Source organism: Paenibacillus sp. 01T443, assembly GCF_056398325.1.
In genome coordinates this window covers 82,108-94,353 of sequence record NZ_JBFTPE010000002.1, presented here as the reverse complement: position 1 = coordinate 94,353, position 12,246 = coordinate 82,108, and the positions used below count along the sequence as shown (strand labels likewise).

Annotated in this window: 8 protein-coding genes; 4 read left to right on the top strand and 4 right to left on the bottom strand. The window is 51.1% G+C overall.

Annotation, left to right across the window (positions count from 1 at the left end; genetic code table 11):
- Positions 1-36 precede the first annotated feature (36 nt).
- Positions 37-804, bottom strand: a complete 768-nt coding sequence (locus AC1DLI_RS03045; RefSeq protein ID WP_477599538.1) for a ThuA domain-containing protein — start codon at positions 802-804, stop codon at positions 37-39.
- 160 nt (positions 805-964) lie between these two features.
- Here AC1DLI_RS03045 and AC1DLI_RS03040 point away from each other — a divergent pair, with 160 nt between their 5' ends.
- From AC1DLI_RS03040 to AC1DLI_RS03025, 4 genes are all read left to right on the top strand, one after another.
- Complete coding sequence (locus tag AC1DLI_RS03040; protein WP_477599536.1) at positions 965-2,617, top strand: GMC oxidoreductase; 1,653 nt, start codon at positions 965-967, stop codon at positions 2,615-2,617.
- A 507-nt stretch (positions 2,618-3,124) separates the two neighbouring features.
- Positions 3,125-4,159 (top strand): phenylalanine--tRNA ligase subunit alpha, encoded by a 1,035-nt coding sequence (gene pheS, locus AC1DLI_RS03035; protein ID WP_477599534.1) that lies wholly within the window; start codon positions 3,125-3,127, stop codon positions 4,157-4,159.
- A gap of 24 nt (positions 4,160-4,183) precedes the next feature.
- Positions 4,184-6,625 (top strand): phenylalanine--tRNA ligase subunit beta, encoded by a 2,442-nt coding sequence (gene pheT, locus AC1DLI_RS03030; protein WP_477599532.1) that lies wholly within the window; start codon positions 4,184-4,186, stop codon positions 6,623-6,625.
- Positions 6,626-6,825: 200 nt separating this feature from the next.
- Positions 6,826-10,158, top strand: coding sequence for a hypothetical protein (locus tag AC1DLI_RS03025; protein ID WP_477599530.1), 3,333 nt, complete (start codon positions 6,826-6,828; stop codon positions 10,156-10,158).
- Positions 10,159-10,251: 93 nt separating this feature from the next.
- Here AC1DLI_RS03025 and AC1DLI_RS03020 read toward each other — a convergent pair whose 3' ends face one another.
- From AC1DLI_RS03020 to AC1DLI_RS03010, 3 genes are all read right to left on the bottom strand, one after another.
- The gene (locus AC1DLI_RS03020; protein ID WP_477599527.1) at positions 10,252-10,932 is read right to left on the bottom strand and encodes an SDR family NAD(P)-dependent oxidoreductase; all 681 of its coding nucleotides are present in this window, start codon (positions 10,930-10,932) and stop codon (positions 10,252-10,254) included.
- A 214-nt stretch (positions 10,933-11,146) separates the two neighbouring features.
- Positions 11,147-11,533: a cupredoxin domain-containing protein gene (locus AC1DLI_RS03015; RefSeq protein ID WP_477599525.1), complete on the bottom strand. Its 387-nt coding sequence runs from the start codon at positions 11,531-11,533 to the stop codon at positions 11,147-11,149.
- Between the two features lie 217 nt (positions 11,534-11,750).
- The gene (locus AC1DLI_RS03010) at positions 11,751-12,110 is read right to left on the bottom strand and encodes a phage holin family protein (protein WP_308997065.1); all 360 of its coding nucleotides are present in this window, start codon (positions 12,108-12,110) and stop codon (positions 11,751-11,753) included.
- Positions 12,111-12,246 lie beyond the last annotated feature (136 nt).

Sequence of the window (12,246 nt, the reverse complement as noted above, 5' to 3'; positions counted from 1 at the left end):
CATTGGGCGCTCTTTCTTGTTATATTAACCTTGATTTTAGGTACGGTGTATTTTCTCCAGGGCTGCTGTATTTCCGAATACGGGAGATGCGCCATGAGGGGATGCCGCCCATCGAACCGCATTCGCGACGACGTGTATGATTTCTTTATTATAATAAGTAGGATGCGTTTCATGGCCGGGCTGGAAATAAAAGATTTTTCCTTGCCTGCGGTAGAATGTGCATCCGCTCCGGAATACTTCTCCGCCTTGAAACCAGCCGATAAAAATGAGCTCATCCGGTGCCGGAATATCAAAAAATTCGCCGTACATTTCCTCTTCTTGCAGCTCGATATATTCGCCAAGCCCTGCAGTGATCGGATGCGCAGGATTAACAACCCATAAGCGCTCTCTCTCCTTTGCCTCCCGCCATTTAAGCTGGCAGGTCGTTCCCATCAGTTTACCGAACAGCTTGGAGAAATGACCCGAATGCAGCACGATAAGTCCCATCCCGCCCAATACCTTATGATAAACGCGCTCGACGACCTCATCGCTAACCTGCTCATGAGCGTGGTGTCCCCACCAAATCAAGACGTCTGTATGGTTTAATACTTCTGGCGTTAGGCCATGCTCCGGCTGTTCTAATACAGCCGTATGAATATAAAAGCCGTAAGGCGATAACCCGTCAGCAATCGCGCAGTGAATGCCTTTCGGGTATACCGCGGCTACCTCCGGATTCTCCTTTTCCGCAATATATTCATTCCAGACTGTCACGCGAATGGCCCTTTTCTCCTGGTACGCCTTACCGCCGATCAATGCTTTGATCATTAGCCATACTCCTTACTGCAATCCATGTTTCTACTATAATATGGTTTCTGCCTATAAGGGTGAATATCGATCGAAAACGAAACAGAGCATAGCGCCTTGTCATAAGACGGGGAAGCCGATACATATTATAGGGGAACTTGATGAAAAGGAAGTGGATGCTTTGAGGCTATATGTCGCTGGCAAGGATGACACTTTCGCAACCATTTCCAAGCATTATGGTCTGAAAATCGAGCTGCTTCATGCGGCTAACCCGGAACTATCAGCCCGCATTTCAGACCTTTCAGGCTCCGTAATACGCATTCCTAGCATGGACTCGCCTCTTGTCGGGAGCACGGTTTTCTCTTGTCCCCCCGTGGATCCAATGCCATTTCTCGATCACTGGATTCCTCTAACTCCTCTCGCCGAAATGGCAGAGACCGAATATGATGTTCTTATTATCGGGTCAGGCATGGGAGGCGGCGCTGCTTTATGGCGTCTATGCGAGCAGTGGATGCATGCTGGCAAACGAATCGGCGTTATCGAAAAGGGCGGGCTCCTGCTGCAAACGCATAGCTGGAATGTTCCGACTTTAAATAATGACCGTGCCGCTCGACTTTTTGCCAACCCCGCTATTTCTACTCCGATTGGCAGGATGCTTCCTTCTTTTTCAGGTGCTAGAGAGCTGTATTCACTTGGCGGCAGAACGCAATTCTGGGGTTTGGTCAGTCCGCGGCTCCAAAGCCATGATATGAAGGACTGGCCTGTGTCGTATGAAGAATTGACACGGTATTATAATATTGCTGAAAGCGTAATGAATGTTTCGAACGCATATAGCAGAGATTCAACCCTTACGAGCGAGTTATTGGATCGATTATGGCAAAACGGCTTCCCCGAGGCAACAAGAAGTCCCATGGCGGTAGACGTTGATCCTACCAAATATGGAGAGATTCATTCTGCCCCGGCGTTTAGCTCCATTCAATTTTTCGCCAAGGCGCTGAATATGGCTTCCTTTGACTTAGCGGTGAATGCCAACGCTACGCGTATTGTGACACAGGTAGGAAAAGTTGTCGGCGTTGAAGTCAGCAATCCGCTCAAACAAGCTTTTTTTATAAGGGCTAAATCCGTCATCGTCGCGACTAGCGCGCTTCAAGCACCAAGATTGCTTCTGCATTCCGGTATTTCCGGCCGGGCGATCGGCCACTACCTCACCAACCATTCCTTTGTCGTAACGAATGGGCTCATTCGGACACCCGCAATTACAGAAGTATTAGGAACGCTTGCGATCTTGGTTCCATCGACAGCTAAACGTCCTTATCAGGTTCAAATTCAAGGTCCTGGCCCATACTATTGGTATCACGATACCGCGAAAGAGCTGCAGGAGGAATGGGGGCTGAATTTTTTTGGCGGGTTTGGTGTCGTTGAATCCCGTTTCGAAAATAAAGTTTATCTCGATTCTGCCCGGCGTGATGAATATGGCGTACCTTATATCGGAGTCAACTTTGCCTATAGCCCTAAGGACAACGCCATTATCGAGCAAATAAAAGCGGATATCCCCCGGATTGCTCAAGCCGCCGGCATACAGTTAACTGGCTTGAGCGGCCAGCCCGACCTTTGCTTACTCGCTCCGGGTGCCGATTTCCATGAATCCGGAACATGCCGAATGGGAAATGACCCCCTCACCTCAACGACTAATCGATATGGCCAGGTTCACGGCATATCCGGCCTTTATGTCGCAGGAAACAGCGTATTGCCTCATATTGGAGCTGCTAATCCATCCCTCACTGCTGCTGCGATGGCCATTCGTACGGTAGATTACATTGTCCAAAACATGTAGCGGTTGCAACGCTGCATCAGATTGCATATAATATAGATTATTGTGTCATATTCGCAGTAAAGCGATGATGGAGAAGAGTAAGCAGTACTTTCGTACAGGGAGAAGACGCCGTAGATTGAGAGCGTCTTTGTGAAAATAGGCTGCCGAAGATTCACTCCGGAGCAGACGCCTGAAACGTCACAGCGGCTTGCCGCGCGGCGCAAGTAGGGATAGTCCGGTTCCCGCCGTTATGGGGCTAAGGGATTGTAATCCGCCGCCAGCAGGCAAGCGATGACCATAGATGGTTATACGCAAGGCAGGAGCGTAGTCCGAATTAGGGTGGTACCACGGTTCTTTCGTCCCTTTAGGGAGAGAGGGCCTTTTTTTGTGTAAATATAAGAGTTTATAAGTTTGTTAGCTTATAAAGTGCTTATATTTCTCCGCGAAACGATAGCTAAGCCTCCTAAGTATGGCTTTAGCCGTTTACGTTTGCATGATTTAGGGATGATGATATGGAGGCGAAGAAGAATGAAGGAAAGATTGGAAGGACTGCGCGGCGAAGCGCTGCAGGAGCTTCAGCAAGTAAGCACTCCTCAGCAGTTAAATGATTTGCGTGTGAAGTATCTAGGTAAAAAAGGGGCTTTGACTGAAATTTTGCGTGGTATGGGCGGTCTAAGCGCTGAAGAGCGTCCGGTCATCGGCCAGGTTGCGAACGATGTCCGCGCAGCCATTGAGACGGTTATTGACGAGAAACAGGAGGCTTTCCAGCAAGCCGAAACGAATAACCGTCTTTTAGCGGAGACGCTAGACGTGACGCTTCCGGGCAAACAGCTGCCGACAGGCTCCGTGCATCCTCTAAACAAGGTAGCGCAAGAGATCGAGGATGTGTTTATCGGCCTGGGCTACACCATTGCGGAGGGACCAGAGGTCGAAGAGGATTACTATAACTTCGAAGCCTTGAATTTGCCCAAAAACCACCCGGCGCGCGATATGCAGGATTCGTTCTACGTAACGGATGACATTCTGATGCGCACGCACACATCGCCGGTTCAGGTACGTACCATGAAGGCTATGAACGGCCAAACACCGGTTAAGGTTATTTGCCCAGGCAAGGTTTACCGCCGCGATGACGACGATGCGACGCATTCTTTCCAGTTCAACCAAATCGAAGGTCTTGTTATCGGCAAAAACATCCGGATGAGCGATCTGAAAGGAACGCTGCTGCAATTCGTGCAGCAAATGTTCGGCGCGCAAGCGCAAATCAGGCTTCGTCCAAGCTTCTTCCCATTCACGGAGCCAAGCGCGGAGGTTGACGTTACCTGCGTGCAATGCGCCGGCAAAGGCTGCCGTATGTGCAAGCATACCGGCTGGCTCGAAATTCTCGGCTGCGGCATGGTTCATCCGCGCGTGCTTGAGATGGGCGGATATGACCCTGAGGAAGTCAGCGGCTTCGCATTCGGCATGGGCGTTGAGCGTATCGCCTTATTGAAATACGGCATTGACGATATTCGTCATTTCTATACGAACGATCTGCGGTTCTTAGGACAATTCGCAAGAATGTAGCAATGAGAGAAGGGAAGAAGAGAGATGAACGTATCCTATAAATGGTTAAATGAATATATCGACCTTTCCGGCTTTACGGGGGAAGAACTTGCGGAGAAAATGACGCGCGGCGGCATTGAAATCGACGTTGTTGAATCCCGCAACAAAGGCGTAACCGGCGTTGTTGTCGGTTATGTGAAATCGAAAGAAAAGCATCCAGACGCCGATAAGCTGAACGTTTGCAAAGTTGACGTTGGTACTGGAGAAGAACTGCAAATCGTATGCGGAGCCAAAAATGTCGACGCGGGCCAGCTCGTTCCCGTTGCCGTTATCGGCGCGGTATTGCCCGGCGATTTCAAGATCAAGCGCGCAAAGCTTCGCGGCGTGGAATCCCAAGGGATGATTTGCTCGGCGAAGGAGCTTGGCTTGAATGAGAAGCTTCTGCCAAAGGAGCAGCAGGAGGGTATTCTCGTTCTTCCGGCAGCCACGAAGATCGGTACGCCAATCGGCGATGTGCTCGGAATTGACGACGAGGTGCTTGAGCTTGATTTGACGCCAAACCGTTCGGATTGCCTTAGCATGCTGGGCGTGGCTTACGAGATTGGTGCTTTAACCGGCCGCGAGGTTCGTCTGCCTAGCGCCAACATTAACCATACAACCGTACGCGCCGACAGCCTTGTGTCGGTAAGCATCAGCGCACCGGATCATTGCTCACACTATTCGGCTCGTTATATTAAAGGCGTGAAAATCGGTGAATCTCCGTTGTGGCTGCAAAACCGTTTGATTGCAGCAGGTATTCGTCCAATCAGTAACGTCGTCGATGTTACGAACTTTGTCATGCTCGAGTACGGTCAGCCGCTGCATGCTTTTGATGTTGATCGCCTGCCAGGCGGGCGCATTGATGTAAGGCTTGCGAAGGCCGGCGAAACACTGGTTACGCTGGACGACCAGGAACGTAAGCTCGAGCCGCATATGCTCGTGATTACCGATGGCCAGCAGCCGATTGCTCTTGCGGGCGTAATGGGCGGTGCGAGTACAGAGGTGACAGGAGAAACGGTCAATATTTTGCTCGAATCGGCGAAATTTGATGGCGGAACCGTACGGAAGACGTCACGTCAGCTTGGTCTGCGCTCGGAGTCAAGCATTCGCTTCGAGAAAGAGGTTGACCCTGCAAGAGTCATTCCCGCACTCGACCGCGCGGCTGCGCTTATCGCTGAGCTTGCGCAAGGCTTAGTCGCGGAAGGCATTGTAGAGGTTGCTTCCGCCGAAGCGAAGCCGGCTAAAGTCGCGGTGTCGCTGGATAAAATTAACGGGTATCTCGGAACGGAGCTTTCAAGGCTGGAGGTTCAAACGATTTTTGGACGTTTGCACTTTGAGTATGAGCTCTCTGAAGGAAATGTGTTTACCGTGAACGTGCCGACGCGCCGCGGCGACATTACTCGCGATGTGGATCTCATAGAGGAAGTCGCCCGTTTACACGGCTACGATGAGATTCCGACGACTCTCATTCATGGCGATGTCGTGCCAGGATCATTGACGAAGCCGCAGGCCATCCGCCGTGAGCTGCGCAAACGCCTATCGGATGCCGGTCTGCATGAAGTCGTCAGCTATTCCTTCACGGGACCGGAGCGGACGAAGCTGTTCCCTGCACTGGCCGAGCATACGAATCCCGTTCGCCTTGCCATGCCGATGAGTGAGGACCGGAGCGTATTGCGCACGACGCTAATCGCGCAGCTGCTTGAAACAGCAGCCTATAACCGCAATCGCAAAAATGAATCAGCAGCTCTATTTGAAATCGGCAGCGTATTTCATACGGATGAAGAACAGCTGACTCGCCTTCCGCATGAGAAGCATCGTTTTGCGGCTCTTCTGACCGGTAATCGCTCAGAGGCGCAGTGGAACACAAAAGCGGCGCAGGTAGATTTCTACGATGCGAAGGGCATTTTGGAAACGGTATTCGCCGTGCTCGGTTTAACTGCGAGTGTATCCTACGAAGCGGCACAGCCCGAACATTTCCACCCTGGCCGTACGGCTGCCGTTCTGCTTCATACGCCAAAAGGCAATGAAGTCATCGGCTACGTGGGTCAACTGCATCCGGCACTTCAGCTGGAGGCGGATCTTGCGGATACGTACGTGCTTGAGATCGGTTTGGATCTGGTTTACGATCTAGCCGATTCCAGCATCGAATATAAAGTACTTCCGCGTTATCCGGCTATGCAGCGCGATATCGCTGTAGTAGTAGATCAAGAGATTGCTGCTGCGAAGCTGACAGGCGTTGCTTGGGCTATTGCTGGAGAGCTGCTGGAGTCGGTTCGCGTCTTCGACGTATACACCGGCGAGAAGCTCGGAGCAGGCAAGAAGAGCGTTGCGCTGTCACTTGTATACCGTCATGGCGAGCGTACTTTGACAGATGAAGAGGTAACGGAGCTGCATGGGAAGGTTGTTTTACAATTAGAACAATCTTTTGCAGCTGAATTACGCAAATAGGCAGGAAACCTTCAAAGCCGCATCGAAATAGTTCCTAGTGAGCTATCGATGCGGCTTTTTTCCTTTTAAATATATGGCATAAATCATTTTGCAACGATCCATATGCCTATATTTCACCGCGAAATGAAAGCAGCTCCTTTACATGGACGACGACAGCCGTCTATGCTTGCTCTACTTGTATAATAGGAGGATTCGCCTTAATGGATGCTGAAAATACGGTTGTTACGGTTGATATATATGGAGTTCAATATAAATTAAAAGGTCATTCCAATGTGGAATATATGAAAAGGGTTGCGGCAGCAATCGACGAAAGCATGAAAAAGCTAGCTAAGGGCTATCCGCGCCTTGATATGCCGAAGCTGGCCGTACTCTCCGCCGTGCAAATAACGGAGGAAGTTTTTCGGCTGAGACGTGATAACGCAAGACTTCTTGAAGAGGAAGCTAAGCTTAACCTGTTGATTAGAGAGCTGGAGCAGATCGGCGAGCAGGCCGTCACGCTGCAGGCAGAATTGGCGGAAACGAAGCGCATGGCGAGCGAGCAGCTGCAGAAAGCAAAAGCAGCAGCGGAAGCTGAGATGGCCGAGATGCTGGCCCTTGCCGCAGATCAGTCCGCTGCGGAGCAAGCTGCCGCCGCGGAAGCCATGAAGGCGCAGGAGGAAGCGATTGTAAGGCTTACCGAAGAAAACGCGGAGCGGCTTACCGCGCTTGGCGCCAAGAAGGATGAACAGCTGGCACAGATCCAGTCCAAGAAGGATTCTGAGCTGAACGAGCTAAAGCGCTTGCTAGAAGCCCAACTGGCCGAGCTTCGCAGTTCGAAGGAATCGGAGCTAGCGGAGCTGCAAAGCCGGAAGGATTCAGAGCTTGCCGAGCTGCAAAAACAAAGGGAAGCCGAGCTCTTGGAGCTGAAAGAAGCCAAGGATAACCTGCAGATGGAGCTGGAGCTTGAGAAGGAGATACAGCTTTCGGAGCTCGAAAGCGTGAAGCAAAATGAACTAGCTGCGCTTAGACAGGATAAGGATGAGCAGCTGAAAGCATTGATTCAAGAGCATGAAGCCTCGCTTTTAACCATCAAGGAGGAAAAAGAGTCAGAGCTTACCGAGCTGGCAGGCAGCTGGCAGAGCAAGTGGGATGAGCGGGAGCTAAGCTGGCTTGCCCATGCCGAGACCTCGCAATTGGAGCTTGCCCGCCAAAGCGAGGAGCGGGAGCAGAACTGGAAGGCTGAAACAGCAAAAGCGGAGCAGGTTTTCCGTGCTGACCTGGAGCGCCGCAGAAACGGCTGGCTGGAGGAGCGCAGCAGGCTGCAAGCACAAATTGCGGAGACCCAGCAAGCCTGGACAGCAGATAAGCAAGCGTTCGAGCAAAGGATTTCTGTGGCGGATGAGCAGCTCGTTCAGGCGATGGAGCAGGAGGAAGCCACAAGAACCTCTTTTGCTCAGCTTGAGAGCAGCTTAAGCGAGAAAGAGAGCGAAATACAGCTCGTTCAAACCGAACTGATCGAAACGATTGGTCAGATTCAGGAGCTGCAGGCGAGCATGAACGAAGCTGCCGAGCAGATCCATGAGCTGGAGCAAAAGCTTGCCCATGAGCGGAGCCACGTGTCCGCTGCGGACAAACGGGCTACGGATCTGCAGCAGCGTCTGAAAGACGCGCAGGAACGGGAGCAGCAGCAGGGACTGACGCTTATTCAGCTGGAAGAGCTGCAAAAGCAGCAAGAGGAGCAGCAGCTTCAGCTGCAGCTTGAGCTTGAAGAGAAAGAGCTTAAGGAGCAGCAGCTGAGGGATGAGTTCCAAAATAGTCTGCGTACTGAGCTTGAGCGGCAGCGGGACTTGCTGCATGAGGAGCATGAGCAGCAATTACAGGCGCTGGAAGAAGAGAAGCATGAACTTGTTAAATCGCTTCGTCAGGAGCACGAGACACAGCTGCGGGTCGTAGAAGCAGAAAATGATGAGTTGTTTAAACAGCTGTCTGCTGAGAGCAATGAACGTTATGCTCAGCTGGCAGCTGAGCGGGAGGCTAGCAGCATGGCGCTTGCCGCCGAGCACGAGGAACAAAAGAAACAATTGGTCAGCCAATATGAAGAGCAGCTGCTCGAGCAGGCCGTACAATACGAAGAACAAAACAAACAGCTCGTGCATGAGTATGAGACGCAAATGAGGCAGAAAGCGGCTGAGCATGAGGAGCATGACAGGAAGCTTGCTGATACATATGAGGAGCAGCTGCTTGAGCAAGCCGTACAGCTCGAGGAGCAGAACAAACAGCTTGCCCGGCAATATGAGGAAAAAGCTAAGCTGGATGCAGCTGAGGCTGAAGAACAGTCGAAACGACTTGTTGAGCAGTATGAGGAGCAGCTGCTTGAGCAAGCCGTACAGCTCGAGGAGCAGAACAAACAGCTTGTCCGGCAATATGAGGAAAAAGCTAAGCAGGATGCAGCTGAGGCTGAGGAACAGTCGAAACGACTTGTTGAGCAGTATGAGGAGCAGCTCCTTGAGCAGGCTGTACAGAACGAAGAGGAGAATAAACGGCTTGCTCGCGAGTATGAGGAGCAATTGAAGCTGAAAGCGGCTGAATACGAAGTCCGCAGCAAGGAGCTTGTTGATCGATATGAGGAGCAGCTTCTTGAGCAGGCTGTTCAATACGAGGAGCAGAACAAACAGCTCGCCGGTGAGTATGAAGAGCAATCAAAGGCATTTGCCGTTCAGCAGGCAGCGCGTTCCGAGCAGCTGGTCGACCAATACGAGGAGCGTTACATTGCGCTGGCGGCTATGCAGGAAGAAGAACGGAAGCAACTGGCTGAGGAGCGCGAGGAGCTTCTGCAGCAATTGGCGTCTGAGCATGACGAGCATGTGAAGCAGCTGACTGCGAATCACGAGGAGCTGCTTCTGCAGCAGCAGCATGACTATGAGACGATGCTTCAGAAGCTGCAAGCACAGCTCGACAAAATCGAACAAATTGCAGCTTCCGCCGCGGATAGCGAGCAAACCTACAAGGCAGAGCTGGAGAATCAGAAGGTTAGAGAGCAGGAGCTGACCGAGCAGCTCGAGTGGATAGCTGCTCGCGAGCGTATTGCGACGCAGCAGCTGGAAGCGGCAGCGGCCCGTGAAAAGGAGCTGGGCATACAGCTTCAGGAGCAGCAGGAATTCGCGGAGCTGACAGCATCTGAAGCCAGCCGCCTTGAGCAAGAGAAGAAAATGCAGGAAACAGAGGAAAGCTTAATGCGTGAGCGGCTTGAGCAAGCGATGCAAGAAGCAGCCGCAGCATTCGAGTTGAAGGAAGAGCTGAGCGAGCGTGCGACCAGGCTTGCAAGGGAGAGAGAAGAAGCAGCGCGCAAGGCAGAGCAGCTTGCGAATGAGCGTGATCAGGCAGCCAGCGCATTAGAGTCGCTCTCTTATGAGCGCGATGAGGCTACGCGCTCCGCGGAGAGGCTGGCGGAGGATCATGCTGACTTGCTAGAGCAGCATCACAAGCTGAAGAATGAATATTCGAAGCTGCAAACCGAATATAACGAATGGATTGAGCTCATCGAGCATAGCTAGCGCGCAATTATAAAAAAAACCGCTGTAACGAGCAAGGCAAACGCCTGGCTTGTTACAGCGGTTTTTTGTTGATCCGTTTTGCTTGGCATGGCATTAACCGTATGAAACGATTGTCCCCGTAGGGCCGCCCGCCGGAAGGCTGGCTAAACGAATCAGGTCGGGCGTGACAATGGCCGGATCTTTGCCGGTTGCATGCATTTCAGTGCGAAGCGTTCCCGGGTTATACAGGTTAGCAAGTATGCCGTGCTCATGCTCCTCGCCCGCGAGCGTGCGCGTTAGCGATTCAAGACCAGCCTTGGCCGCGCTATAAGCTGCGTAGCCGCCTGCCCCGTTCCATGACAGTCCAGAGGTTATATTAATAATTCGTCCGTATTTTGCTTTGCGCATGACCGGAAGTACGGCCTTCGTAAGCAGAAAAGGTCCTGTTAAATTCGTTGAAATTTGGTTTTGCCACTCGTCGGAGGTCAGCTCAAGCACAGTACCGGATTCGAACACGGCGGCGTTATTCAGTATAATATCGATTCGGCCCAAATGCGCGATTACTGCTGATACGGCATCCAGCACCTGCTGCTCCTCGGAAACATCCGTTTGCAGAATCAGGGCTTCCTTTTGCGACTTTGCTTTAACGAGCGCAGCGGTTTCCTCTAATTTTTCCATTCGCCTTCCAAGCAGCACGACATCCGCACCTGAGGCCGCAAAAGAGATCGATGCTGCGCGCCCAAGTCCCGTACCAGCTCCGCTAATAATGGCGACTCGATTTTGTAGGATACCCATCACGATTCCTCCATTCGCTGTTCGTTTTGTGAATATCTTATCAGAGGGAGATCGTAAGGGGAAGAGGGTCAGCCATCAGGCTTTTTTAGTCAAAAGGTAAATAAAAATGATATATGCTAAAAATAAAATGATATGTATCTTGGCTATAAAAAAAGGCTGATCTGAAGGTGTAAATCGACCTTCAGATCAGCCTTGCCGCGCTATCGCGTAATCGTTATTCAACCACAAGCGTTGCTTTCATTTCGCGGTGTCCCGCGCCGCAAGGAACCATACATACCATTTCGTAGCTTCCTGGCTCGCTGATGCTGACTGGGACTGTTTTGCCGTTAGCAACTTCGTAATCCGTATTCTTAATCTGCAAACCGTGCATACCGTCAACAGAATCAAGCTTTAGATTAATTGTTTCTCCAGCTTTGATTTTATATTCCTTCTGATCGAACTTCCAGTTAGATGCTGTGATTACAAGATCCGAGGATGCTGCTCCGCTGTCTGCGGTAGTTGTGCTGGCTTCCTTGTTGTCTTCTTTTGTAGTGTTCGCGCCGCATGCGGCAATAACGAATACTAGGCATAATGCGCTTGCGAATAGTAACCATTTTTTCATGTGCAGTGCTTCCCCTTTCAAATATCCGGCTTTGCTTGCTTAGCCGAGTCCTATATATTGTAACTTAACTTCCCATTAAAAACAGTGACTGCATATGTCAAACTATTGAAGAAGCTGTGAATTTACTATGAAGAAAACCAAGGTAATGCAGCAAGAAGCCCTTGATCGCCTTCTTCAGGTTATCAAGGGCTTTCGTCTTTCATTGCTGGAGCATTTATTAATCGCGATCGCGTCTGCCTGCTTCATACGGGGTGCTGACCGGAATGAAGAGGTCGATGATCCCGATAACTAAAGCAGCCAATATCGCGCCGAGCAGCGTAACGTTTACGCCTCCGACAATAAACTGAGCGATCCATATGACGGCTGCGCTGGCGATAAAGCCAACGATACCGCGACCGAAGGGCGTAACCCTTTTGCCAAATATACCTTCAATAATCCAGCCAAGCGCGGCGATAACAAGAGCGAGAAAAAAGGCGCTCCAGAAGCCACCGACGCTAAACTCGGGAACAATAAACCCGACAAGCATTAACACAAGCGCAGCTACAATAAATCGTACCACATGTCCCAAAAAAGTCATTGCACAAACCCTCCTTAAGTTTTACGAAGGAAACTGTCAGGCAGTTTCTTTTCGTCATGTATTGCGAAAATTACATCGTAAGACGGCTCGTTCGTTTATATTGTGACCAACTGTGCATCATTTATGTATGAACCGT